The sequence below is a fragment of the Dehalobacter sp. TeCB1 genome (assembly GCF_001707455.1).
Lineage (GTDB): Bacteria > Bacillota > Desulfitobacteriia > Desulfitobacteriales > Syntrophobotulaceae > Dehalobacter > Dehalobacter restrictus.
On record NZ_MCHF01000028.1, the window covers coordinates 1 to 26,098 of the forward strand.

Annotated in this window: 17 protein-coding genes and 1 tRNA gene; 7 read left to right on the forward strand and 11 right to left on the reverse strand. The window is 44.6% G+C overall.

Annotated features, from left to right (window positions below; genetic code table 11):
- Positions 1 to 149 precede the first annotated feature (149 nt).
- The 3 genes from A7D23_RS08220 (at position 150) to A7D23_RS08230 (ending at position 3,753) form a co-directional block, all read left to right on the forward strand.
- Positions 150 to 1,136: an ABC transporter ATP-binding protein gene (locus tag A7D23_RS08220; protein WP_019226314.1), complete on the forward strand. Its 987-nt coding sequence runs from the start codon at positions 150 to 152 to the stop codon at positions 1,134 to 1,136.
- A gap of 19 nt (positions 1,137 to 1,155) precedes the next feature.
- Positions 1,156 to 1,935, forward strand: a complete 780-nt coding sequence (locus A7D23_RS08225) for an ABC transporter permease (RefSeq protein ID WP_019226313.1) — start codon at positions 1,156 to 1,158, stop codon at positions 1,933 to 1,935.
- A 261-nt stretch (positions 1,936 to 2,196) separates the two neighbouring features.
- The gene (locus A7D23_RS08230; RefSeq protein WP_019226312.1) at positions 2,197 to 3,753 is read left to right on the forward strand and encodes an ABC-F family ATP-binding cassette domain-containing protein; all 1,557 of its coding nucleotides are present in this window, start codon (positions 2,197 to 2,199) and stop codon (positions 3,751 to 3,753) included.
- Between the two features lie 286 nt (positions 3,754 to 4,039).
- Here the strand turns inward: A7D23_RS08230 and A7D23_RS08235 are convergent, their stop codons facing one another.
- Positions 4,040 to 4,480, reverse strand: a complete 441-nt coding sequence (locus A7D23_RS08235) for a putative toxin-antitoxin system toxin component, PIN family (protein ID WP_019226311.1) — start codon at positions 4,478 to 4,480, stop codon at positions 4,040 to 4,042.
- A complete protein-coding gene (locus A7D23_RS08240) occupies positions 4,464 to 4,727 on the reverse strand; it encodes an AbrB/MazE/SpoVT family DNA-binding domain-containing protein (RefSeq protein ID WP_019226310.1) in 264 nt (87 codons plus the stop codon). The genes A7D23_RS08235 and A7D23_RS08240 overlap by 17 nt, the downstream gene beginning before the upstream one ends.
- A gap of 999 nt (positions 4,728 to 5,726) precedes the next feature.
- Between A7D23_RS08240 and A7D23_RS08245 the strand changes: the two genes are divergently transcribed.
- Positions 5,727 to 5,954 carry a hypothetical protein gene (locus tag A7D23_RS08245; RefSeq protein WP_019226309.1) on the forward strand — a complete coding sequence of 76 codons (228 nt, stop codon included), beginning with the start codon at positions 5,727 to 5,729 and terminating at the stop codon, positions 5,952 to 5,954.
- A gap of 238 nt (positions 5,955 to 6,192) precedes the next feature.
- On the opposite strand, the gene A7D23_RS08250 is transcribed toward A7D23_RS08245, so the two are convergent.
- The 3 genes from A7D23_RS08250 to A7D23_RS08260 all read right to left on the reverse strand — a co-directional run bounded on the left by A7D23_RS08250 (position 6,193) and on the right by A7D23_RS08260 (position 9,634).
- Positions 6,193 to 7,077, reverse strand: coding sequence for an ion transporter (locus tag A7D23_RS08250; protein WP_019226308.1), 885 nt, complete (start codon positions 7,075 to 7,077; stop codon positions 6,193 to 6,195).
- Positions 7,078 to 7,442: 365 nt separating this feature from the next.
- Entirely contained in the window at positions 7,443 to 8,648 is a 1,206-nt protein-coding gene (locus A7D23_RS08255; RefSeq protein WP_019226307.1) for a lactate utilization protein B, read from the reverse strand.
- Complete coding sequence (locus tag A7D23_RS08260; RefSeq protein ID WP_019226306.1) at positions 8,648 to 9,634, reverse strand: (Fe-S)-binding protein; 987 nt, start codon at positions 9,632 to 9,634, stop codon at positions 8,648 to 8,650. The genes A7D23_RS08255 and A7D23_RS08260 overlap by 1 nt, the downstream gene beginning before the upstream one ends.
- Before the next feature lie 233 nt (positions 9,635 to 9,867).
- Between A7D23_RS08260 and A7D23_RS08265 the strand changes: the two genes are divergently transcribed.
- A complete protein-coding gene (locus tag A7D23_RS08265) occupies positions 9,868 to 10,710 on the forward strand; it encodes a prohibitin family protein (RefSeq protein ID WP_019226305.1) in 843 nt (280 codons plus the stop codon).
- Between the two features lie 148 nt (positions 10,711 to 10,858).
- On the opposite strand, the gene A7D23_RS08270 is transcribed toward A7D23_RS08265, so the two are convergent.
- The 4 genes from A7D23_RS08270 to A7D23_RS08285 form a co-directional block, all read right to left on the reverse strand.
- Complete coding sequence (locus A7D23_RS08270) at positions 10,859 to 11,662, reverse strand: TIGR00266 family protein (RefSeq protein WP_019226304.1); 804 nt, start codon at positions 11,660 to 11,662, stop codon at positions 10,859 to 10,861.
- Positions 11,663 to 11,777: 115 nt separating this feature from the next.
- Entirely contained in the window at positions 11,778 to 20,423 is an 8,646-nt protein-coding gene (locus tag A7D23_RS08275) for a glucoamylase family protein (protein WP_019226303.1), read from the reverse strand.
- Between the two features lie 376 nt (positions 20,424 to 20,799).
- Positions 20,800 to 23,109, reverse strand: coding sequence for a DNA translocase FtsK (locus tag A7D23_RS08280; protein WP_019226302.1), 2,310 nt, complete (start codon positions 23,107 to 23,109; stop codon positions 20,800 to 20,802).
- Between the two features lie 37 nt (positions 23,110 to 23,146).
- Positions 23,147 to 23,980: a PHP domain-containing protein gene (locus A7D23_RS08285; protein ID WP_025205777.1), complete on the reverse strand. Its 834-nt coding sequence runs from the start codon at positions 23,978 to 23,980 to the stop codon at positions 23,147 to 23,149.
- 220 nt (positions 23,981 to 24,200) lie between these two features.
- Here A7D23_RS08285 and A7D23_RS08290 point away from each other — a divergent pair.
- Positions 24,201 to 24,274 (forward strand) — tRNA-Trp (locus A7D23_RS08290).
- Between the two features lie 166 nt (positions 24,275 to 24,440).
- Here A7D23_RS08290 and A7D23_RS08295 read toward each other — a convergent pair.
- On the reverse strand, positions 24,441 to 24,668 hold the full coding sequence (locus A7D23_RS08295; RefSeq protein WP_019226300.1) for a hypothetical protein: 228 nt from the start codon (positions 24,666 to 24,668) through the stop codon (positions 24,441 to 24,443).
- A gap of 239 nt (positions 24,669 to 24,907) precedes the next feature.
- Here A7D23_RS08295 and A7D23_RS08300 point away from each other — a divergent pair, with 239 nt between their 5' ends.
- Positions 24,908 to 25,420, forward strand: a complete 513-nt coding sequence (locus A7D23_RS08300; protein ID WP_025205778.1) for a DoxX family membrane protein — start codon at positions 24,908 to 24,910, stop codon at positions 25,418 to 25,420.
- Between the two features lie 99 nt (positions 25,421 to 25,519).
- Here A7D23_RS08300 and A7D23_RS08305 read toward each other — a convergent pair whose 3' ends face one another.
- A complete protein-coding gene (locus tag A7D23_RS08305) occupies positions 25,520 to 25,993 on the reverse strand; it encodes an MGMT family protein (protein WP_025205779.1) in 474 nt (157 codons plus the stop codon).
- Positions 25,994 to 26,098 lie beyond the last annotated feature (105 nt).

The following is a 26,098-nucleotide window of genomic DNA, read 5'->3' on the forward strand; positions in this document are numbered from 1 at the left end:
CACTATATTTACTCTGTCAAAGGTTGCATTTACTTTGACCGCTCACCGCCTTCTCCCTACATGATATTTTCACAGATGCGGCCTTGCTCTTCCGCTCTCCTTTTGATACGCTAGGAAAAAAGAACAGCAATCCACGGAGGTGCCCTCTCATGTCTCATTCTCTTCCAGCCGATATCATTTCAGCCGAAAACCTGACCAAACGATTCGGAGATTTCACTGCCGTTAATGCAATCTCTTTTACTGTCCGGCAGGGAGAGTGTTTTGGACTTCTTGGTCCAAACGGCGCCGGCAAAACGTCCCTGGCCAGAATGGTCTTTGGCTTGTCACCCAGAACTGAGGGCCGCCTGACTGTTTTTAATCAGGATATTTCGGATCATTCCCGGGAAATTAAAGCACGTCTCGGTGTTGTTGCCCAGGAAGACAACCTTGACCCGGAACTGACGGTTCTGGAAAACCTGCTGGTCTACGCCTCCTATTACCGTCTGCCGCGTAGTATAGCCAGGGAACGGGCTTTTGAAATCCTGGACTTTATGGATCTTCGAAGTAAAGCCAATGCGGTCGTCGACGAGCTGTCCGGCGGCATGAAACGACGTCTGACAATTGGACGAGCGCTGATCAACCGTCCGGAGCTATTGATTCTCGATGAGCCAACCACCGGGCTTGATCCGTACGCCCGCCATATGGTCTGGCAGCGTCTGCGGCAGTTAAAAGAAAGCGGTACGACCGTGCTGCTGACAACGCACTATCTTGAAGAAGCCAGTCATCTCTGCGACCGACTGATCATCATCAATCAGGGCAAAATCCTCGAGCAAGGTGTACCGGAAGATCTTATTGATAAGCATGTCGGGCAATATGCGCTGGAACTCGGGGTAAGTCCGGATATGCAAAATAAGCTCCTGCACTGGAGCTCTGAGTGGCTGAAATCTTTTCAACAAATTGGTGATGATCTGGTCCTCTATTCTGATAACGGACCAGCCATGGCTGACGACCTGAATCAAAGAATTGCCGGTGAACACCTTCCTGTCAGCTATCAGCGCCTGAGACCGACGAATCTTGAAGATGTTTTTCTGAAACTGACCGGCGAAACGCTTCATGGTGTCCGTGGCGGGTTTGAGAAATCATATGAAGAGCGCTGATGATATGGAGGATAAGAGGATGAAAATAGTTAAACCTGATCTTAATCCAATACTGACTTTCAAGGTATTTCTGCGGAATCTGAAAGTTTTCGGCAAAACCTGGAAAGCCAATTTGATGTTTAATTTTCTGGAGCCGCTGCTTTATCTCTGGGCCATGGGCTTTGGTCTGGGCGTTTATATTACGCAGATCAACGGGCTTTCCTACCTTGATTTTCTGGCTCCGGGGCTGATCGCATCTTCAGCGATGTTTGCTGTGACTTATGAAATGACCTACAACAGCTATACCCGGATGTCCCAGGAGAAAATATTTCACAGCATGGTTGTTACGCCGGTAAGCATGGACGACATCGTCCTCGGCGAAATCCTGTATGGCACATTCAAAGGCGTTCTTTACGGTGCGGTTTTCTTTATTGTCGTCGCTTTGTTCGGCATTGTCCACTCCCTGTATGCCCTGCTCATCTTTGTCCCACTGATCCTCATGTCCGTCATTTTCTCCAATCTCTCTTTAATTTGGACGAGTCTCGCTCCCAATTATGACTCTTTCGGCTATTTCTTCACGCTGCTGATTTCTCCAATGTTCCTGTTTGCCGGGATCTTTTTCCCGATTGAAAGTCTGCCCGCCGCCATTCGTTTTCTTCCGTGGCTGACGCCGCTGTACCATGCCGTTGAAACGGTGCGTCCACTGGTCCTGGGACAGGTTACTCCGGCAATCACCGGCCATATCATCTGGCTCTTAGCCGTTACGCTGCTGACGCTGCCTTTCCCGCTGGTCATGGTTAAAAAGAAGCTTATTCAATAAACGAACTCTTTTTGGATTTTGGGGATCTAGACGGCTGCAACTTTCCATAAATACAGGCATATTTCTGACTTGCTCTCCTTAGGCAGATTTGATAATCTAATAAAGATATTGACCGCTATCACCTTGTCACCTCTAAAATGCATGGTAACCGCTGAGGAAAATCTTTGTATGCCAAGGTGAAGAAATGAGCAATACTGGCGGTTTTGCGATTGACTAATCGTATTTATTTACTAATTTATGTAAAAAGGAAGATAAGAAAACATGAGTATTCTGACTGTTAAAAACTTGAGCCACGGCTTTGGCGACCGAGCCATTTTTCAAAATGTATCTTTCCGCCTGCTGAAGGGCGAGCATATCGGCTTGATCGGGGCGAATGGCGAGGGGAAATCTACATTTATGAACATCATTACGCGCCAACTCGAGCCTGATGAAGGCCAGATTGAATGGTCTAAACGAGTCAGAGTCGGTTATCTTGACCAGCATACGGTTCTGGCCAAAGGAGCAACAATCCGCGATGTTCTTAAGGATGCTTTTCAGTATCTTTTTGCACTGGAAGCTGAGATGCTGGCGATTTGTGATAAAATGGGCGACGCTTCATCCGAGGAGCTGGAAGTTCTGCTCGAAGATATGGGCTTGATTCAGGAAACCTTGAACAACAATGATTTTTATATTGTCGATGCCAAGGTCGAGGAGACCGCCCGCGGCTTGGGCCTGCAGGATATCGGTCTCGATAAGGACGTAGATGACTTAAGCGGCGGTCAGAGGACCAAAGTGCTTTTGGCTAAACTTCTGCTGGAGAAGCCGGATATTCTGCTTTTGGATGAGCCGACAAACTATCTCGACGAACAGCACATTGAATGGCTGAAACGCTACCTGCTGGCCTATGAAAATGCCTTTATCCTGATCTCACACGACATGGAATTCTTAAACAGCGTCATCAATCTGATTTATCATATGGACAACCTGCAACTGAACCGTTATGTCGGAGACTATCAGAATTTCCAGAATTCCTACGAAACGAAAAGATTACAGCTCGAAGCGGCCTATAAAAAACAGCAGCAGGAAATCTCCGACCTGGAGGATTTTGTCGCGCGCAACAAGGCCAGAGTCTCTACCCGGAATATGGCGATGTCCCGCCAGAAAAAGCTCGATAAAATGGACCGGATCGAACTGGCCAAGGACAAACCCAAACCGGTATTCAACTTTAAAGAAGCCAGGACTTCCGGCAAGCTCGTGTTTCAAACCTCTGATCTGGTGATCGGCTATAACGAACCGCTCTCCCGTCCGATCAATATTTCCCTGGAACGCGGCCAGAAGGTTGCTTTGACCGGCGCCAACGGAATCGGCAAAACCACACTCTTAAAGAGCATTATCGGTGAAATTCCTTCCCTTTCAGGCCAGGCTGAACTTGGAGACTATCTCTTCCCCGGCTACTTTGAACAAGAAATCAAGGATGCAAATTATAAGACCTGTATCGAAGAATTCTGGTCGGACTTCCCCGGCTATACGCAGTACGAAGTGCGGGCAGCGCTGGCCAAATGCGGTTTAACGACGAAACATATCGAAAGCAAAGTCCTGGTCTTGAGTGGCGGTGAGCAGGCCAAAGTACGGCTCTGCAAGCTGATTAATAAAGAAACGAATTTTCTGCTGCTCGACGAGCCGACCAACCATCTCGATGTCGAAGCCAAGCAGGAGCTGAAACGGGCGCTTCAGACCTATAAAGGCAGCCTGCTTCTCATTTGCCATGAGCCTGATTTTTACCAGGATGTCGTTACGGAAGTTTGGAATTGTGAGAATTGGACGACCAAGGTCGTCTAAATATTGGCGAATTAAGAAAAAAAGCAGATTATTAAAGATTTTTCATATCATCAGGTAAGATGGTAAAGAAATCGGCAGCTTGTTCAAATTCGCCACCGATGGCGAGTTTGGGACAATCTATTTAGAGGATAACTAAAAAGCTTAATCTTAACCAAATATAACTATTCGGATTACTGGGCTAGATGTAAAACCAGTATTCTAATAATGTTAAAAAGCAAAAGGCTGATATTTCTTAATATAGAAAGCCAGCCTTGCATCTTATATACTATGTTTTAAGTTGATGTGATTAATGATTAAATTCACCAGAGAAAGCCCTCAAGAAATCAATTGGCATCATTATGGTAAAAAGCTCCTGAATTTCTGGCGTGTGGAAATCCAAATCACCGGTAACTACGATATCCGGCTGGGCTACTATAGCAGAAACTAAAATAGGTAAATCTTTTGGATCTCGTATATATGGAACTGTTACCGTGGAAAGATCTGAGGGAGTATAAGCTATCTCGAATTCAAGTGTTGTAAGAAATTTATCCCATTTACGGATTATCTTTGGGAATTTGCGTTCAATGACTTCTGAAATTTCCGTAATCGAGTAACTACAAATAATCAAGTGGTGTTGTTCAATAAGTAGAGTTAAAAGTTTACTGGCAATTGATGATTCTGATAAGACAGCAGATATCAGGATATTTGAATCAACAAATACGCGTAAGGCATTATTTTTTCCGCTCATTCCACATTTCCTCCCGGACTACTTCCAGTTCATTAAGAAGGTCTTGTTCGGTAATGCCTTTCTCTTGTGCTTCTGTACTAAGGGCATCTTGTAATTCACGTAAGGCAATTAGACTGGCCTTGGTAATTACAACTTTACCGTTGTCTTCCAGGAAAGCGATTCTATCACCTTCGTTTAATTTTAATAGGTCCCGAATAGGCTTCGGAATCGTGACTTGTCCTTTTGAGCTAATTCTTGATATTTCCATAACAGAACCGCCTTTCTATTTTTCTTTACATCTTTACTTTCTTTACTTATATTATACTACTGTAATAGGAACATGTGCAATTTACAAATTTCTCCTCATTCTCTTAAAATTTTTGTCGTTACCGTCTGATATTGATGATTTGAAAATAAAGCAGCAAATAAACTACCTATTTTCAAATCATCGGGCCCAGACGGTAACGACAATCGCTTACAAGTTTAGTGAGAGAGCCTTACATTAGGAAAAATCCTTGGGCCTATTGGCTTACCGCTCGGCATGGGGTGATTTGAAAAAGATAATTGCCTGTAATTCAAGCCTTTTCAAATCATGGCTATGGCGGTAAGCCAATAACTCTGAGGTATTTTTTTATCTTGCTGTCTTAAATATTTAAAATGTTTGCTTAAAAATCCAGCTTCAAATGTGCTTGTCTTTACTGTCTGAATGTTGGGCGATTTGAAAATAAGGAAGGCCAACTACTACAGCTTTTCAAATCGCCGGGACAGACAGTAAAGACAAGCTCTTAGGGGTTAACTACGAAAGTTTACATCAGAAAAATCCTTAGGCTTTTTGGCTAACCGCCCAGCATGGATGATTTGAAAAAATTATTGCTAATAATTCAAACCTTTTTCAAATCATTGGCCATGGCGGTAAGCCAATACTCTAACCTTGCTATTGAAGGGTCATACATTCTGGCATTCAGGTAGTACAGGCCGGATTCTTTATCATAATAGTAGCCGGCATAGGTAAACGGGTTATCGACTGTCCCTGTCTGCGAAGTAATATTGCCAAATGCATCATACTAATATGTTGCCTGAATTGTCCCTGTATTGTCAAGAAGGGATGTCACATCACCGTGACCGTTATACATATAGTTCAGTGTCTGTCCGCCGACTGTCCGGGCTAACAGGTTCGTTCCATAAACGTTTCTGGCGAATTGGTTTCCTTTGCCGTCCAGTTCAAGGACAACCTTATCACCCTCATAGATGAACCGGAGGATGAGAATTGGAAGTCGTTGGTGGCACGCAGACCATCGCCATAGTACGTGTACTCAACCATGGCATTGCCGGTGTTGCTCTTGATCATTTGGTTGAAAACATCAAAGTACTGGGCAAAGCTGACGAGATCTTCGGCATATTGCGTTGCGCCGTCTATCTCTTGTCCGGGTATGAACATCCCGAAATGCGGCGTTGGCGGGTTAACCGGGTCGATTTTTCTTATCTGTTCTGTTAGTTTGCTGGTATTATTGCCGTTATTGTCATAACCATATTTTGTGATTGTTTTGAGATCGCCTTCTAGCTTTTATAGGGTTAATGCCTTCATAGAGTTTGGCATGTCTATCATTCTTCTACTGTGAGAACTGGACGACCAAAGTCGTCTAAGGCCGTGAACTTTGACAGATTTTGCTTCATTTGCTCTATTTTTAAGGGTAGATTGTTTAAAAACTTGAACAATAAAGTATCCTATACATTTATACTTTATTGTTTTCTTTTTTTTCTAGTTGAAGGCCGCAATTTTTGCAGTAGTTGTCCCCTTCGTCCTGAATAACTAGGCGGCAGTTCGGACAAGTTCGTGTAGATGCTTTTATGTTTCTGTTTTTTGCTAGCTCTGCTGAGACAATGCCAGTAGGTACGGCAATTATGCCATAACCAAGAAGCATCAGCATGGAGGCAACAATCCTTCCCAAAGGTGTGACCGGTGTAATGTCGCCAAATCCGACGGTCGTAAGGGTCACAATCGCCCAGTAGATTGAGGCCGGAATACTGTCAAATCCGCTGGTTTCCCCTTCGATTAAATACATCATTGTCCCAACGATTACAACCACAACGAGGACCGCCTGCAGAAAGACAATAATTTTATAGCGGCTGGCCTTCAGCGCATTGATCAGCGAATATGATTCACCGACGTACCGGCCGAGCTTTAAGATCCGAAAGATCCTCAGTAGACGAAAGACCCTAAAAATCAAAGCAAACTGACTACCGGCGATAAAGATACTCAGATACGTTGGCAAGATTGCCAGTAAATCGGTTACGCCAAAGAAACTTTTCAGATATCTTAGTTTATTTCTTACGACCCAGATTCTGATGATATATTCAATTGTAAAGAGAAGCGTGATCACCCATTCCGCACCAGAGAGAATTGTGCGGTAATCCTGATTCAAATTGGGCAGCGACTCCAAACAGACAACGAGAATACTCAGCAGGATCAGCCAGAGCAGCGCAATATCAAAAGACCTCCCCGCATGGGTATCGTTCTCGAATACGATCGTAAATAATCTGTCTTTGAGCGAAAGATTTTTATTATTTTCCCCAGTCTTCACTTTTTCTGTCTTGTCTCTATGCGATTCTTTTACCATTTTTTATTCTCCAGTTATGATAAATTTAACCTATAATTTAAAAGAATAATTTTTTTGTATTATAGCATATTATTTTCCAAAATACGTCTTCCGTAGCTCTGTATGAATCTCTCTATTGTCCAAAATTAATCGAGGAAAGAATTTGGTTTACTTCTGCCAATCCTGCGCTATCCGAATAAGCAAGCTACTTTATATAACTCAAGGAAATTTTTACTGCTTACCAAAGTTCCGATTTTGCTGGATTGTGCGATAAATCCCCACTATAAAAGAGTAAGGTTTATCTAAGCCTTACTCTTAAACTATTCCATATTCTAATTTTTACAATACTCTCGTAATCGGATTTACTTTTTAAAACAATCTGTCCATTATTCTTCCGATGATACAACCCTGCTTCGCAGTTCCCCGACCATGCTCGGTACGTCGATCTGCATCGGGCAACGCTCCACACAACGTCCGCAGCGCAAACAGGTGTACAGCATCGGAGCAGCATCATCGGCTCCGCCTTCAACGAAGGCCGTCCAGACGGATCCTATGCCGCTTAAGTATGTCTTGCCATAATGCCCTGCTGTGACCTGGAATACCGGGCACTCATACATGCAGCCACCGCAGCGCAGGCAGTGCGAAGCTTGGCTGAAATGTTCCTCCGCCATCATTTTGCTTCGGCCGTTATTAACAAAAATAACATAAAATTCTTTCGGTCCATGAGCGCCGTAAGTCGTAACCTTCTCGATATCCCCGGTCTTGCTCGGGCCGCTGATAATATTGACATAGCTCGGTGCTCCGTACTGGGCGTATCTCCACGTTACCTCAGCTGTCATCATAGCCTCGAGGAAAGACGGTACAAGTTTTTCGATGCCCACAATGACAATATGTACCGGCGGCGCACCCGTACAAAGCCGGACATTTCCTTCATTTTCAATAATGACAACCTGACCGGTATCGGCAGCAACCACATTGGCGCCGCTGATTCCAATATCAGCAGTGAAATATTTCTCTCTTAAAAATTCCCGTACGACCCCAACTTCCTGAGCAATATCGGGAGGCACTTCTTTTTTGAAGAAATCGGAAAAGATCTCGGCAACCTGTTCTCTGGGTACGTGGATTGCCGGAGACAGAATGTGCATCGGGCGGTCATCCTTCAGCTGAAGAATGAATTCCCCAAGATCGGTTTCCCAAACCTCGTTCCCGGCTTTCTCCAGCCCGTGTCTGAGTTTAAGCTCTTCGCCCAGCATACTCTTGCCTTTCACGATCACCTTGCCTGTACCGACAATCTCATCGAGAATACGGAAAACTTCGTCCTTGTCTTTGGCAAAGAAAGCCTTGCCATGATTTCTTTCAATTGCTTCCATGGCTTGCTCCCTGAGCTCTCTGTTATGCTGCATCGAATATGCTTTAATTTCCCGGACTTCCTCGGCAAGCTTTTCCGTATGCGGATAGCGATCCATGGTTGAAGATACCGTCTCCCTGTAGGATTTTACAGCTCTGGTTATCGCCCGGTTAATATTAGGATCTTTACTTGCTTTATTCAAATTCTTGGTGTAGGCGCCAATTTCTTTATTCAAGTCAGTCATTAATCCTTAAACCCCCTAAATAAGAATTCAACCATATCATCCATGATCATCGGATGATTCTTATCGACACCGCTTTCCAGTGAAGATAAGCAGTACGGGCAGGATATCAAAGCCCGCTTTGCTCCAGTATCCGCCAATTCAACGACTCTGCGTTTAGAAATTGTTTTGGATATCTCGGGAAACAGCATTTTACTCGGACCTCCGCAGCAGGTTGTCCACTCTCTGCAGCGCAGCGGCTCAATATATTTTACACCGACTGCATCCAGAACATCTCTGATCTCCTGGGATATGCCAAGTTCCCTGGCCATCCGGCAGGAATCATGGATAACCACCGGATCCTTTTCATCAACAGCAGGAAGCAAATGCCTTTTTTCCCAGACCAATTCGATAAAAGTCTTCACCTGAATATCCGGAAAGTCAACCAGTTTGGGATAAATAAGCTTGAACATTTCCGCTGCATGCGGCGAAGTACAGACGACGACTTTTGCTTCGGTCTCTCTAATTCGTTCAGACAAGATCGCAGCATAGGACTTTAATTCTTGCCAAAAACCAAGTTCATCCAGCAAGGCACCGGTATACATATCTGCCCGAGGGTCATAACAAAGATCATAACCAAGCTTTTGCAAAATGATTGCAGCTTTATAATTTACAGAATAAAATCTTTCTTTGTCTTTGGCCAAGACAGAAGCATAGATCTTCTCCGCATTAATACCGGTCTTATTCACAATCTTTCTTGCTCCCATCAGCCAGGAGAAGAGGTTGCTGGACGAATCGACATAGATCAGTGTCTTGACAAGTGAATCAATATACGGCAAAAGCTGATATTCACTGCCTGTGTAAAACAGGATCTCACCTTTTTGGGGCAGCTTTAAATCTTTTACCCAGGAAGCTATCTCCTTTGGCTTCAGAGCCAGCGGGTTCTGATATTCAACAATATTATCTCTGATTAACGCCAAAACAGGCGGCAGTTTTTTCTTCTTAGGCAAAATCTCACAGCCCTTCTAATGAAATGGGTACATCAATTATTTAATACAAAAAAAAGATAATAGTAAATGCCCAGTAAAAATGTATTATGTATTCATAATTCGGGTAATACAATGATCTCTAACTTTAAAACATGTGAAGAAATAATACCCTGCATATTCTGGCCTTCACTCCCTTCTTATGATATGATAAGATAAAATTAATTTCCAGGCAAAACCAGAAAGAGGAGAATTCTATGGAAGAAAACATCACTCCGGCCAAACCCAGAAGAGGATTCTGGATAAAAATTATTCCGATTGTAATAATTATTGCGCTCATTGCTGCCATGATCGGCTTCAAAGGCTACATAATCGTTGAACCTGGCCACCGGGGCGTTATCGTCCAGCTTGGTAAAGTTATGCCGTACGTTTTAGACGAAGGGTTCCACATCATTGTACCATTTATCCAAGATGTTATTCCAGTTGAAGTCCGGCTTCAGAAAGACCAATCTGACCAAACTACCTCTTCCAAGGACCTTCAGGTCGTAAATACAACGATCGCTGTAAATTACCGGCTTAATCCGGGAAATGTCAACAAGCTCTTCCAGGATGTCGGCCTGGAATACAAAGAAAAAGTTATCGACCCGGCCGTTAGTGAATCGCTCAAGGCTGTAACCGCTCAGTATACCGCTGAAGAACTGATCTCTAAACGTTCGGAAGTCAGCGCCAAAGTCAAAGAGACGCTTGGTAAGAAGCTTGCAGTCTATTATATGGAACTGGATGACATCAATATCACCGAATTTGACTTCAGCGACCAATTCAATCAGGCTATTGAGGAAAAGCAGATTGCTGAACAGCAAGCCTTAAAAGCAAATCTTGATCTTCAGAGAATCCAAGTCGAAGCCCAACAGCAGATTGAACAGGCTAAGGCTGAAGCAGAAGCCCTGAAGCTGCAGAAGGATGTCATTACCCCTGAACTGGTAGAACTGCGTAAAATTGAAGCTCAGCTTGAAGCGATCAAGAAATGGGACGGCAAACTTCCGACCGTGACAGGCAGCGGCGCTGTTCCGTTTATCGATATCAGCAATCTGAACAAATAATTGTGATCGAATATTTAACTCTGTATATTTTAGATATTTAGGGATCTTAATGTCATTGTGTAAGGATGAAACAGCCCGCATTCTTTCAAAGGAATACGAGCTGTTTTTCTATTGAAAATCCGTTTGATTCCATAAAATAATTTTTCTTTTATCTGTCTCCATCCAGAAGGTTCCCAAGTCCTCCAAGGATACTCCCCTCGCCTTTCTGGGCCCCACCAAGCCTCGGCGCAGAAGCAATGATTCTGTCCGCGAGACGGCTGAACGGCAGAGACTGCAGCCAAACTTTGCCGGGACCGGAAACAGTTGCAAAGAATAGTCCTTCCCCGCCAAAGAAAGCAGTTTTGATGCCTCCGACAAATTGAATATCATAGCAAACGCTGCCGGTCATTCCGACGAGACAGCCGGTATCGACCCTGAGGGTTTCTCCCGGCCGAAGTTCCTTCTCGACAATTGTTCCGCCGGCATGCAGGAAAGCCAGGCCATCTCCCTCGAGTTTCTGCATGATAAATCCTTCACCGCCAAAGAATCCGGTTCCGAGTCTTTTGTTGAATTCGATGCCGATCGCTACCCCTTTTGCGGCACATAAAAAGGCATCCTTTTGACAGATTACTTTACCGTTATACGCAGTTAGATCAACCGGGATGATTTTCCCGGGATAAGGGGCCGCAAAAGAAGCATGCGCTTTGCCTGCCCCACTGTTGGTAAATAGGGTCATAAAAAGGCTTTCTCCTGTTAGCAGCCTTTTCCCTGCTCCAAATAGCTTCCCGGTAAGTCCCCTATTTTCTCCCTGTCCGGATCCGTCCCCAAAGATGGTTTCCATCTGAATGCCCGGTTCCATAAACATTAAGGCTCCTGCTTCCGCAATCACACTTTCAGCCGGGTCCAATTCAATCTCAACAAACTGCATGTCATCCCCGTAGATCTTATATTCGATTTCGTGAGCTTTTCCCATGTTATCTCCTCTCTTCCCTGCTTATCTATTACCAATTGTTTTCCATATAAATTATTTTCCATATAAATTGCTAAAATCCTGCTTACTTTTTCTTTTAACAGAAAATCTTGACGATTTACAGGGAAATTTCAATGACATGGTTTTTCCCGTCGTTGCTTAACGCAATTGGAAAATGATCCTGGACTTTATCATCGACTTTAATTTTGGTAAACGTCATACTTTCACCAGTTTCGGCACCTGCCGGCTGCCGGCAGGTTACCGTAATTTGATACGTTGAATTTTTATGCCGGTAGGTCAGGGAGTATGACTCCCAGTTAGACGGGACACACGGGGTTAACGACAGTTTATCCCCTGCAATCTGCAACCCGAGAATACCCTCCAGTGCCGCCTGATACATCCATCCGGCAGCGCCGGTGTACCAAGTCCATCCGCCTCTTCCGACATTCGGCTGAACCGCATAGACATCGGCAGCAATTACATAGGGCTCTGCCTTATATTGACTGACTTCAATACCGGTACGGGCATGGTTGACCGGATTCAGCATTTGAAACAGCTCCATCGCCTTATCCCTGCTACCAAGTTTACTGAACGCCAAAATTGCCCAGGCAGCCGCATGTGTATATTGTCCGCCATTCTCTCTGACTCCGGGAATATAGGCTTTAATATACCCGGGGTTTTTATCTGTTTTATCAAACGGCGGTGTCAACAGTTTTAACAAGGCTGCCTCCTTATCCCACAGATATCTTTCTACCGCCAGCATGGCATCTGCTGCTCTGCTCTTTAAGGCACTGCCGGACAGTATAGACCAGGACTGGGCAATCGCATCAATTTGACACTCGGAGTTTGTGATTGAACCTACCGGAGACCCGTCATCATAATAAGCGCGCCTGTACCAGGAGCCGTCCCAGCCATGTTTCTCCATATTAACCTGCAGCTCATCGAGGATTCCGGTATATTTTTCAACTCTTTCGTTATCATCCTTTCTGGCACAAATCGGGATGAACCTTTTAAGAACTGCCAGGATAAACCAGCCAAGCCAGACACTTTCTCCATTTCCTTCCCTGCCAATCGCGCTAAATCCGTCATTCCAGTCCCCGGTCCCAATCAGAGGCAAACCGTGCCCGCCAAATCGCAGGCTGCGGTCTATCGCCCGTACACAGTGTTCATATACTGAACCACTCTGCTCTGAGGTCTCTGGAACGGCATAACGTTCGTCTTCGTTTTCCCCAAGTGCTTCAAGTTTTAGAAAGCTTGTTTTCTCTTCTAAAATACTGAAATCTTCGGTATGTTCCAGATAGTCTGCTGTTACGTAAGGCAGCCACAATAGGTCATCTGAGAATTTTGTCCTGATTCCTTTGCCGGTCTCCGAATGCCACCAGTGCTGTACATCTCCCTCCGGAAACTGTCTGGAGCTGTGCAGGATAATCTGCTTGCGTGTTATTTCCGGTTTGATGACGGCCAGGGGCATGACATCCTGAAGCTGATCCCTATAGCCGTAAGCCCCCCCTGTTTGATAGAATCCTGATCTGGCCCAAATCCTGCAGACAATGGTCTGATAGAGCAGCCAACGGTTTACCAGTAGATCAAAGGACGGCTCCGGAGTTGAGATCTGAATACGTGACAAAACATCATCCCAATAGTGGCTCACATCCTGAAATGCCTCTTCGATTCTGTCCGGACTGCGAAAAGCTTGAACCAAGGAAAGTGCCTTTTCTCTATTTTGTTCATCCCCAAGCAGAAAATAGACCGTTTTTTCTTCTCCGGGATCCAAGGTTACTTGAAGCTGCAGGACTGCACAAGGATCAATATTCGTACCCATCTTGCCTGAAAGACAAGACAATATCCCTTTCGGTTTTGTCAGGCTGCCGCCTACACCAAGAAATTCAATACGGTCTGATGTTGACGATAGATAATCCGCACCGAAACCGGTAATAAAGGCTGCTCTTCCGGCAAACTCTTCCTGGTAGACATTCTGGCAGAAGATGGTTTTATCGTGCAGCTCGGTGAGCAAATAAGGCATGTTTTGTTCCCTGTTTACCCCCAGCACCCATTCCAAATAATAATAGAGTGAGAGACGTTTCGGCAGCGTATTTTTATTGGTCAGCCTCAACGCTGTAATTTTCAGATTCTGTCCTAGCGGGATAAAGACCCTCGTCTCCTGGTTAATTCTGAAGCTGGAATGTTCAAAGACCGTGTACCCCTGACCATGCCTGATAAGATAAGGCTGACTGTCCCTGACTGGCTGCGGCAGAGGTGACCAGTAGTCTTGGGAATCTTCATCCTTGATAAAGACAGCCTCCCCGCTGACATCGAGCAGCGGATCGTTTGACCACGGGGATAGTTTATACTCCCTGCTGTTTTGGGACCAGGTATAGCTCGCCCCTGCTTCAGAAATGATTGTCCCAAATTTTTCATTCGCGATAACATTGACCCAGGGCAACGGGGTTGGCTGATTTTCCTCATTGATGATTACATATTCTTTTCCGTTGTCCGTAAATCCGCCATAGCCGTTAAAGAACTTAAGGCCTTCTGTCTTTTTACTCTCCAAGACAGTGCGGTGCGTTTTACTTACATTCTGTACAGGCAGGCTGTCTTTTTCTAACCGCCCGTTGGTAATACGGTTGCCTGCGATTTGTTCTATTGTGATTCTTTCGCCAGAAGTTTGTTCACCGGCAGCCGGCTCGTCTATGATCTTTTCACCAGCTCGCAGACACTTCATGATCTGGTGGTTTAAAGATCCGTTTTCGCCGGAAAATATGACGCTGGCGACGGTATGAAGCAAAACGTCATCCTCCGCGGAAAGCTGATCTTTTTTCAGAAGAAATACGCCTCCGGGTTTATTGACAAGTTTCCGAACATGGCTGATGCTGATTTTTTCCATAATAACTTCCTGGATCGCCTGGAAGTATCCCGTTTCGTCCTCATTGAAAATAACCAAGTCGATGTAGAGGCCTTTGATTTTCCAATATTCATGAATGGTCAGGATTTGATCCACCAGCTTGAGCTGGCTGCTGTCCTGAATCTTCAGCATGACAACCGGCAGGTCTCCTGATATGCCATGAGACCAGAGAGAGGTTTGTCCAAGCTGATTAGATGCTGCGGGGCTTTTCTGGATTGGGCAGCCATAGATGACCTGCCCGGCCAGACTGGAAATCATATTGGCTTCTCCAAAAGACAGTTGAAGGTTCGTTAATTCCATCAGATTTTGCGACCATGCCAATTCCTTGGCTTGCGTGATCACATAGCCACTGCGGTATTTCTGGGCAAGCTGAAGGACAGATTCCAGCTTATTGCCGTATCCGGTCAGGAAATAGACAGATACCGTTCTTCCCGGATCAATTCTCACCCTGGCCCGCAGACTTAAGATTGGATCAAGAACCGCTCCTACCGAATTGGACAAAGGCTGGTTAATATCCATGACCCTAGGATCGGCCAACGTTCGTCCGCGTCCAATAAATTTGACTCTGTCTGTCTCATACTCGGTTTCCCCAAACATATTTCCTTCACTGAACAAGGTATGCATCATATAATGTTCAGCGTTGTGCAAATGCCGCGGCCGCCGAAAAGCGACAAGGGTATTATTTTCATACTTTGTCTGGATGAACAGCTTGCTGAAGGCGGGATGAGCCATATCCGCCGAGATTTCATCCAAAGCAACTTCCACATAACTTGTCAGCTGGAGATCCCTGGAATAACTGCTTTGATTGGTCAGCGTGATTTTCCTGATCTCTACAGTATCCTCAGGGGCGACGAATACATCTGTCTGCGTGATGATATTTCCGTCTTTGCGGATATACTTGACCGTATTCGGGAAACAGGTTACCTTGTATTCCTCAGGCTGCGTCTGTACCGGTTTGGCTGTAGCCGACCAAAGATTTCCCGAATTAAGATTTTGGACATAGAAAAATGTTCCGTACCTGTCCATGGCGGGATCTTTGCGCCAGCGGGTCAGAAAAAGATGATTATACTGACTGTAGCCTGTACCGGAAAGCGTAAGCATGACGGCATATTCCCGGTTCGAAATGAAACTGCAGCGCGGAACCCGGGTATTCGGACTCAGGTAGACCACAGGTTTCTCTCCGAGTTTGCAGGAAATAGCGCGGACTTCCTTTTCCCCGGTTTCTTCGATGATCGGATTAAACGTATATTCTTTCAACGGAACCTGCTCCTGCAGCAGCATTTCAATCGATTTAATGACCGGTTCCCGGTGGAAGCGCTCCTGCATCCTGTTTGCTTCAAGGACATTCCCTAAGGCGATCAGGCTCATCCCCTGATGGTGAGACATATAGCTCTTGACGATGCTGGATTCCTCATTATACGGAACTCTGCTTTTGGTATAGTCAATCGCTTCAAACAGTCCGAATACACCGTTATAACCTTTATTTTTCATCAAATGGAGGTTTTCCATACTTGCTTTAAAATCAATCGGCAGCGCCATAAAAGTCGAATACGGGGATATGACCATATCCTTGGACAATCCTCTTTTCAGGCCTAAGCCCGGAACGCCAAAAGCTTTATATTGGTAATTATTCTGGATATCAAAACAGAAAAATCCCGATTCGGATATCCCCCATGGCATTTTGGCCTTTTCCGCATGCGCCTGTTGAATCTTTACCACAGAGCGATAGGATTCATCAAGGAGCGTTCCACGATAGTTCTTAAACAGAATAGAAGGCATTAAAAACTCAAACATGGTTCCACTCCAGGATACCAGACAGCGCCTGCCGTTTATTCTGGTCAGCGGCCGGGCCATCTTAAACCAGTGGCTTTGAGGCACATCCCCTTTGGCGATCGCCAACAGACTGGTCTGCCGGGCTTCCGAGGCCAGCAAGTCATAATAAGATTTATCCCGTTTTCGCTCTGTTAAATTGTAGCCGATCGTAAACAGCTTGATCTGGTCGTCAAACAAGGGCTTGAAGTTCATTCTGTACACTAAATGATGAAGATCTTTCTGTAGCTTCCCAGCACGGAGCAAAGTCAAAACAGCTCGTTTAAGTCCGCGATAGAGATAAGGCTGTAATTCCTTACCGGTGGTTTCTGGATTGTTCAGCAAGCCCAGATATTCCCGAATAAGAGATTTGACCGGGTACTGTCCGAGCTTTCGCAAAGAATCAGGCAGGTTAGGCAGGGTCAGGAACGGGAAAAAATATTCCAGCGCATTTTTTTGGTCTTGAAGCATCCGAGCCAGAGCCTCCGGCCAAAAATCTTTTGTGATCAGCCTGAGGTCTGTTTCGGGTTTCTCAGCCGTATTTCCGTTTTGATCTGCGGAATTCCTGAAACGATTGCGCGTCAGTTTTGCCCATTTGTCTACGAATGCATAACAAGTTTGAAGGTCTGTTATTCCTGCGCAAGCTCCGACTTTTTCAGCTCGCTCGCTTGCCATGATAGCTTTCAATTCTGTGCCAAAAGATTCCCTGACGTCAGGATCAACCGTGCCGGCATTCTCCTGACTCAGCAGATAAGTATCCATGAACCCCTGCAGCATGTTTTGCCCGATCAGTGGTTTCCCTGAAATTTCGGCCAGGCCGTTTTTTAGCGCGATCATATAGCCTGCCATGTTGCCGCTGTCAACCGTTGAAATATAGATCGGGTGAAGCGGTTCCAGCGTCTGCGTATCGTACCAGTTATAGATATGCCCATTCCATTTTGGCATTCCTTGGATCGTCCGGAGCGTATTCCTGACCCGGCTCAGCATTCTTTCCGTGCTTACATAGCCGAGATCTCCGGCTGTAAGGTTAGCCAGCAGCGCCAGCCCGATGTTGGTAGGTGATGTCCTGCAGGCCTCTCCTTTATGCGGTTCCATCTGGATATTATCCGGAGGCAGATAATTGTTTTCCGCATTGACAAAAAGATCAAAATAAGCCCAGACCTGCCGAGAGAACATACGAAGCACCCGGCGGTCTTCGGAAGAAATCCCTGTGATAGAATCGGTATAGGGCAGACTCATTCGGTAGGCAAGCCATGGCGACGCCAGCCAGCTGATCAACAAGATTGTTAGGATTATCCCGGTAAGCAAGCTCACATAAAAATAACCGAATAGAAAGAAAAGGCTCATCACGATGCCGCGCACCATTCTATGATAAAAATTCCAGGGGTCTAACTGAAGATACGTTTCAGAATCTGCAGCCGTCTCCCATTCGAGTAAATTGCGTTTGGTGATGATTTGTCTCCCAAGACTCCTAAATACGGCATCCAGTTGATTATACGCTTGATACGGCAGCACCGCGATGCTGAACAGGATCTGGCTGATTCCTAGTTTTAGCTCAAACTTAAAGATCCTGAAGGTTATACTGCGGTCGATGAGGCGTCCGCCAATGTTCAGAAGCAGCGGTAAACTCAAACTCAGCAGGACTAAAATCGCCAGCTGGCTGAAGAACTGATGCAACACGGTAACGGCTAAAAAAAGAATAATTATCTGAAAAGGCGTTTCCAGGCTCCGTCTGAGATTGTCAAAAATCTTCCAGCGGGATACAGCGGAAAAGTCCTGCTGAAACATATAACGCGCAATTTGCCAGTCTCCCCTTATCCAACGATGCGCCCTTTTGGTATGCGACAGAAATTTGGTCGGATATCCGTCAAAAAACTCAATATCCGTCGCTAAGGCTGTACGCGCATAGAGACCTTCAATTAAGTCGTGACTCAGGATCCTATTATCCGGAAAGGCATTTTGGGTTACGGCGTGAAATACTTTCAGATCATAAATGCCTTTGCCTGTGAATATTCCTTCGCCAAAGAGATCCTGATAGATATCTGAAATCGCGCAGGTATAAGGATCAATGCCTGCTGTTCCGGTGAACACCCTGGCAAAAGGCGAAGCAAACGCGCTTGCCGCCGTGAGACCGATCCGTGGCTGAATAATACCATAGCCATAGGCGATACTTTTGCCGTTGTCAGCCAGTCTTGCTTCATTCATCGGATGCGCAATTGTACCAATCAGCTTGCGTGCAGAATCTCTGGGCAATATTGTATCGGCATCCAGTGTGATAACATAGCGGATTCCTTGCATGGCTTCCGGCTTTCCTGTCCGGATAAAGTAACTCGTCTCTCCTTCGTTCAGAAGCAGCCGGTTGAATTCAATCAGCTTTCCCCTTTTTCTTTCCCATCCCATCCAGACCTTATCTTTTTCGTTCCATTTTCTTTCTCTGTGAAAATAGAAAAAACGCTCCTCCCCATATTTGTCATTCAGTCTTGCCGCCGCTTTGACACCCGCCTGAATGATTTCATCATCCCCGGTCTGTTTGGCCGCAGGGGCATCTGCAAAATCACCGAGAACGGCAAAACACAGGTTCTGATCCCGGTTGCTTAAATAGTGTGTCTCCAGTTGTTTCATTTGCTGCCGGACTTTGGACGGATGATTGAAAATTGCCGGGATCACAACAATTGTTTTGTATTGTTCCGGTATCCCGTTATCCAGGTACAATTTCGGCAGAAAGTTCGGAGACAGCATCCTGCAGAACAGACGATTAATGAGACAGACAGCCATGCCATTGATCAGGATCAGCGCTCCAATCAGGCCCAGAAGCATACTGCCTGATAATACATTGCCAGAATTGTTTTTTGTCAGATCGAGAAAAATAAGAAAAGGTATCACTGTCGCCAGAAATATTAACCCAAGGTAGGACAAGGCAGGTTTTAATTTTAGATAACAGTATATGCCATGAAAGGACTTTTTTACCCTGCCCCAACTGTCGGCCAGCTCCTTTTCCAGGCGCACCTTGCCGGAACCAAACAAGTAATAACCAACGTGGCTAAAAGGCGCAGACTGGTTCTGGGCAGCTAATTTTTCCAATGTTCTGGCCACAATAATTTCTGTAACTTTATATTTTCCTGCCAGACCTTCTATTTCATGCCTGTATTTGTCCCGGGAATCAAAATCCATCTTGTCAAATATTTTGGCCGGATCCTTTTGAAGGGTTTGCTGTACCAGACTGACATTTTCGAAAAAAGCAGACCAGTTCTCAGCGTTAATCTGTTTGATATCCGTGACAAGTTTGCCCATGGCCGCTCCCTGGGCTGTCAGAAAATGATGTTCTGAATTTACGGCCTTCTCCACCGTTGTATTTTGTCTGCTGGCCGCATTATCAAGCCAGTTGTATAGTATTTTAGCTTCTAGGCCATGTTCCTTAAGCTTTCTGGCGATTCTTTCCATGAAAATTGCCGTGAGCACATCTTCCGGATCCTGCCCCGATGCAGGAGGCATCTCAGACGCAGGCATTTCAGCGTCCGTGTATCCCTCAAATACAGTCTTTAACCAATCATCAGCTTTTCTTCTTTCGGCCTGGATATAAAGAATACGCTCAACCTGATAGTAGACTTTTTCCAGCAGCAGTACTTTTAGCATCATTGGAACAGCCCATATCTCAGCAGATGAAAGTGGCGCCTCTTCCTGATACCCGGCAATAAACGCCTTTAACTGATCAAAATTCAATTCATGTTCGCACTGTTTTAGAAATTCAGCTATAATCAGATAAATTCTGGGGTAACCGGCGTTATCCCCTCCTTTTAAATACTGTAGCTTGCTTTCATATTCTTTGGAGATATCCTTGGTCAGTCCTGTGATCAATTCGCTGATAATGTAGTAGTTGTCCAGGTACCATTCTGCTGCGGGAATGACGTCTTCCGTTTCATAGTAATATTCATTGATTGGAGAATAAGCTTCACGGATATAGGCACTTTGTCTTTTAATAACCGGCAGCAGGCTCCGACCTTTAGGGGTAAGCCCCAGCCAGTTATGGAATTGAGCAAGTTCCGAGATCTTCATATTTCAACCCCAACATATTTTTTTCTTTACTCATTATGTCCATTTCTGCGGGCATAATTCGTAATTTGCAGCCTGCTGGGGCAAATCGCCGCTCTTCGCCATCCGTGGTACCACGACATTAGGCCATCCATGGCCGTCAACCATTGGAATGTCTTAACGCTTAGGCTTTCTGTTTATTGAACGCTGCTGTCACTAAAAGTTCGCTTGTGTATTTTGTGCAAGTCCGCAATATTTTGAGAAATAAGTAGAAATAATTACATCTTATAACAGAGACAGGGGTGTATCGAAACTAAAGTTTCGATACACCCCCTTGCTGAATTAAGCTTTGGCCTTTTTAAATTTACAGCGTTTGTTGTATTAGGCGAAAATAGTTATCTTAAGAAAAATAACCTTGAAAATCTTCGAGGGACATCAGTATCTCCCGTGGTTTATTGCCCTCACTGCGGCCAACGACGCCGGCGTCCTCCAGCATATCCATAAGGCGGGCTGCCCGGGAATACCCAACTCTCAGCCGCCTTTGCAGATAAGATACCGAAGCAATCCCGGATGTAATCACCAGCTCGCCGGCTTCAGCAAAACGCTCGTCAAGATCTTCATCTGGCTTTTCAGAGGTTGTGGTTTCTTCAAGCAGATTTTCATCGAGCTCATAAGCCGATCTGCCCTGTTTTTTCCAATGTTCAATGACATTTTTTGTTTCTTGCTCGTCGATAAAGCAGCCGTGAACTCTTTGGGGTTTATTTAGGCCAATCGGGGAATACAGCATGTCCCCTTTGCCCAATAATTTCTCGGCACCGCCCCCATCAAGGATCGTTCTGGAATCAATTTGCGAGGAAACGGCAAAAGAAATCCGGCTTGGGATATTCGCTTTAATAAGTCCTGTAATAACATTCACCGACGGACGCTGCGTGGCGATGACCAGATGAATCCCTGCCGCTCTCGCCATTTGAGCAAGTCGGCAAATAGCCTCTTCGATTTCATTGGCAGCTACCATCATAAGATCGGCCAGCTCGTCAATCACGACGACAATGTAAGGTAACGGTTTATCCATATTCCTATTGAAGTGATCAATGTCACGAACGCCACTGGAGGCAAACAGTTCATAGCGGTCTTCCATTTCCCTGACAATGAATTTAAGGTATTTGGATGCTTTCTTCGGATCGGTAACGACCGGTGAAAGCAGATGGGGGATGCCGTTATACTGGTTAAGTTCAACCATTTTGGGGTCGATCAAAAGCAGTTTGACCTGATCCGGTGTATAGGAAAACAGCAGCGAATTCAAAAGACAATTGATAAAAATACTTTTCCCGGAGCCGGTAGCGCCGGCAACAAGCAAATGCGGCATTTTTGCGAGCTCACCAATAACAGGCTGGTCCGCAATATCTTTGCCAAGCGCTATTTTCAGCTTACCGCCAGAACCCATAAATGATTCAGATCCAATCACTTCTCTAAAGTAGACGGTCCTGGACTTTTGACGCGGCACTTCAATCCCTACAGCCGCTTTGCCCGGGATCGGTGCTTCAATTCGGATATCTCTCGAAGCCATGGCCAAAGCAATATCATCTGCCAGATTGACAATTTTACTGATTTTCGTTCCCGGAGCAGGTGAGAGCTCATAACGTGTGATAACCGGGCCGACGGTAATATTGGTAACTTTTGCGGTCACTCCGAATGTGCTTAAGACATCCTCCAGAAGCTCCGGGTTTGTGCGTTCTGCCGCCGCGGTACTGTTTTCCCTGCGCCGCAATAATTCGATCCTCGGCAGTATCCAGGCTTTCGTTTTGATGTCGTCGTAGTCGTATTCCGCAGGGATATCTGCAGATACATTTACTGATGGTTTTGATTCATACGCCTTATAAAAATTTCCGTAAATTTTTTCTTCAGTCACAGGAGCCGCTGCCGTCACTTGCGTTACGGGAGCTACTTGCTGCCTTTCCTGAAAATAGTTGTTTCTCTGAAACAGAGTATCCTGTTTTTTCTCTTTATCTGCGCTTTCCAACGGAAATGTATTGTTTTTCCTGACATCTTTCTTACTCTCTTTGAAATAGTCTTTAAATCCATTCATACTGACCGTATTTTCTGAAATATAGAAACTTTTATTTCCTTCGCCAAAATACGAAGAGAAATTTGCTCCCAAATGTCCCAGGTGATCCTTAGTTGCGACCGGTTCGTCATTCACAAACAATCGCTCGGCAAAATAGGATGAAAAGCCATTTTCGCGCGCCAAGCTCACCGGTATGCCTGTCTCAGGTTCAGAAGCTGCCTTATTCCCCAACCGATTGGCCTGAACTTCTCTGGACCTGGCGGTACTGATCCTTTTCGACAGTTCATCTGATCTAGCTTGTTCAGTTGATCTGGCCTTGTCAACTGGCCGGTCCTTCATTATATTCTTTTTCCGCTTATATTCATCATATCTGTTATCATATTCATCATCTTCATCTTCATCATCGTCGTCATCATCGTCAAATTCCTGTTCACGCTTTGTTCCGGACATAAGCCAACAAACAACCGCAAAAATCAAACAAATTACCGGCAGACCAAGCGCGTAATTTCCGAGAAGTTCTTTAAAGAAACTAAAAACGTTGGTCGAAAACTCCTGGATCTCGAAATATCCCAGGATCCCAATCAGAAACATAAAAAAATACAGCAGCGAAAGTGCTTTTATAAGTATTCTTCCAACCAGCCTCAAGGTTTACCACTCCTAACATTTATCGATATCATTGATCTCAGTCGATCTGCAGATATTCCATAAGATTAAGCACGCATTTTTCCGGAACCGAGACCTCTCCAATTTCGACCTGACTGAAAAAGCCATGATAGTCGCTGCCACCTGTTGCGAGAGTCCTGTATTTTCGTGACAGTTCTTCAAAATAGGTAATCTTCTCTTCGCGTTGAGCCCAGTAACCGTAATAGACTTCAATTCCAATCGGCTTGTAACTCAAAAGATCCTCAGTCAGGGACTGGTCGATTAGTCCCGGATGAGCCAGGACAGGAAGCCCGCCTGTTTCGAGAATCAGATCAACCGCATCAGGAAAGGGGTTGCCTTCATAGGGTATATAGGCCGTTCCGCCGGGTCTGAGACAGGACGCAAGATTATCCCAATTAATAGTGAGATTTTGATCACGTTCAGTTTTATTCCAGATCGCGTAAATAATATGAGACTTGCTGACGACGCCTTCGAAACTTGCTGTATTTTCAATCTCCTGCCATTCGAGCACCAGTCCCAAATCTTTTAACTTTCCGAGCATTAATTTTGTAACAGCAGTTCTCTCTTTACGGATTTGCTGAAGCTTTTCCTGAAGATAGTCATTATTAATGTCTCGGTAATAGCCCAGCAGGTGAATCTCCTGGTTCTTGTAATAGGTATTCAACTCAAGTCCGGGTATAATCCGAATTCCGTAATCCGGCGCAATGTTTTGCGCCTTGGTGACACCGGATGTTGTCTCATGATCGGTAATGGCGACAATATCCATCCCTTTTAAAGAAGAAATTTGCAAAATCTCTTCAACCTTGAGACTTCCGTCAGACTGATTGGTGTGAATATGAAGGTCAGTTTTCAATCGTAACGATCCTCTCGCCAAGATTTGCTATAATGTTTTCTTTTATACTATTTTATTCGTTTTTTACGGCAAAAATCCTTCAAAATAATTTGAATGATTGTTATATGTATGATCTGCCATCAATTTAAATGCAGACTGAAATGTTAACTGAAATGTTATCGTTGACACAATCAAGTAATTCCGATATAATAGCTTTCGTCGTCAACTGTAGGAAACACCTAGGGGATTAGTTTAATGGTAGAACAGCGGTCTCCAAAACCGTCAGTGAGGGTTCAACTCCTTCATCCCCTGCCAAGTAAATTTGAGGCTCAGAGGCCTTTTTTTATTTTTTGTATTTATGCTTTGGGGCAGACTTTTGGATAGATTTTTTTAACCGAAGAAAAAAATAAGGGAATCGGAATTATCCGACTCCCTTATTTTTATTTCTGTTTTTTTAGGTTATGATCTTTTTGATTTCAGATCATTTTGAAAGATATGTATCACTTGATTTATTGTTTTTCTTTAAGCCTTTACTATTAAGTCTAAGATGAAATAGCACTAAAACAACTAATAAGAAACCTGGAATAACATGGACGCTTTCAAAGATTTCCTTGGGAATCATTTCATTTGTTAACGCAGTAATCACCAAGATCAGAAGATCAATACAAAGCAATACATTAACAATTTTATTTCCTTTATCCGTATCCAATTCTATCACTCCTTTCATTAAATGTAGGTAATATGTTAACAATTGATTATGTCATTTATGTGAAATAATGGTGACAGTTATGTGAAATTTGAATGGACAAAGTACATTCAAATTTTATATCGTCCTGTTTCTTTTAATTTGCAATTTTTCTGTGTTTTTGATTACTTGGGAACATCTACAAGATTGAAACGGTATAAAAAGATTTTGTAATCCCATACTAAAATTAAAGGAGGGTTAATATGAGCTGGAGAGAATCGCGATTTATGCAAGTTGTGTGGACCGTCATTCGCGTATATATTGGCTGGGAGTGGCTGAGTGCCGGTATCAGCAAAACTTTTGGAGCAAGTGCTGCAGCCTGGGTAGGCCCGAACGCGGGAGCGGCCGTTACAGGTTTTTTACAAGGAGCTCTGACCAAAACCGGTGGCCAACATCCTGATGTATCCTGGTGGTATGCATCATTTATTCAAAATATTGCTCTTCCGAATGCCAAAGTGTTTGGTTATGTGATTGCCTGGGGAGAACTTCTGGTTGGCTTGGGATTGATCCTCGGTTGCTTCACGACCATCGCTTTACTTGCGGCAGTCTTTCTGAACATGAGTTATCTACTGGCTGGTGCTGTCAGCACCAATCCAATGTTATTATTCTGGGAAGCTTTACTGCTTTGGGCCGGGGCAGCTGCCTACTACTGGGGAGTGGACAGGATACTTATACCCCAGTGGAAAAAACGACGACTCAAGCAGGGTATTGCGTAACAAAGTTTAATATCATGCTGCTTCATAATGTTAAAGACACGGGGAAAGCCCATGTCTTTAACATTTTTTTCGTTATATTTTTTCGTAATATGTTTCCCTCTATAACAAAAACAAAGATTTTTCAAATTCTTTAACAAAATACTTCTTCCCTTTGGGGATCACTGTATGTCCCTCAGACTCCAGCAAAAACTTCTGATGATCCAGACCACCGGGAAACTTATCATTCAATTCTCCGCCTTTCTTAAGCGTCCGCCAGTACGGGGTAATATCCGGATTACCGGCATCCTCTCTTTCTTGCGAAGCATTGGCGGCGGTATTAATAAAAATCCCTGCCGTCAGCTGACAGGTGAAATCGGCTTGATGTTTTTTGGCCAGATAAGCTCTGATCTCATCGGAAGTAATCAGTTTGCCCGGAGGTATCCTTTTCATGACTTCATCATACTCCAGCGGAGCGGCAATCAACATATTTCCAGCACCAAACCGCTTGGCCATCTTCTCGTCATAGCCAATAAATTCTATTCTGGGCATATCTTTTGCCTGATGCAGCTTTTCATCAAACGTTTTTCTAGCCATTTTTTTCCTCATAAAAACCATTGACTCCTCAAGAGATCAATGGTATATTTAAGTTTAATTAGATTTTATTTATATTTTAATATAACTTCTCTACATTACTATATC

What these genes read in the sequence shown, in the direction of transcription:
- A7D23_RS08265 (WP_019226305.1), top strand. Translation starts at nt 9,868, where the DNA reads ATGGAAGAAAACATCACTCCGGCCAAACCCAGAAGAGGATTCTGGATA.
- A7D23_RS08270 (WP_019226304.1), bottom strand. Translation starts at nt 11,662, where the DNA reads ATGGGAAAAGCTCACGAAATCGAATATAAGATCTACGGGGATGACATG.
- A7D23_RS08275 (WP_019226303.1), bottom strand. Translation starts at nt 20,423, where the DNA reads ATGAAGATCTCGGAACTTGCTCAATTCCATAACTGGCTGGGGCTTACC.
- A7D23_RS08220 (WP_019226314.1), top strand. Translation starts at nt 150, where the DNA reads ATGTCTCATTCTCTTCCAGCCGATATCATTTCAGCCGAAAACCTGACC.
- A7D23_RS08255 (WP_019226307.1), bottom strand. Translation starts at nt 8,648, where the DNA reads ATGACTGACTTGAATAAAGAAATTGGCGCCTACACCAAGAATTTGAAT.
- A7D23_RS08235 (WP_019226311.1), bottom strand. Translation starts at nt 4,480, where the DNA reads ATGAGCGGAAAAAATAATGCCTTACGCGTATTTGTTGATTCAAATATC.
- A7D23_RS08225 (WP_019226313.1), top strand. Translation starts at nt 1,156, where the DNA reads ATGAAAATAGTTAAACCTGATCTTAATCCAATACTGACTTTCAAGGTA.
- A7D23_RS08240 (WP_019226310.1), bottom strand. Translation starts at nt 4,727, where the DNA reads ATGGAAATATCAAGAATTAGCTCAAAAGGACAAGTCACGATTCCGAAG.
- A7D23_RS08305 (WP_025205779.1), bottom strand. Translation starts at nt 25,993, where the DNA reads ATGGCTAGAAAAACGTTTGATGAAAAGCTGCATCAGGCAAAAGATATG.
- A7D23_RS08250 (WP_019226308.1), bottom strand. Translation starts at nt 7,077, where the DNA reads ATGGTAAAAGAATCGCATAGAGACAAGACAGAAAAAGTGAAGACTGGG.
- A7D23_RS08300 (WP_025205778.1), top strand. Translation starts at nt 24,908, where the DNA reads ATGAGCTGGAGAGAATCGCGATTTATGCAAGTTGTGTGGACCGTCATT.
- A7D23_RS08230 (WP_019226312.1), top strand. Translation starts at nt 2,197, where the DNA reads ATGAGTATTCTGACTGTTAAAAACTTGAGCCACGGCTTTGGCGACCGA.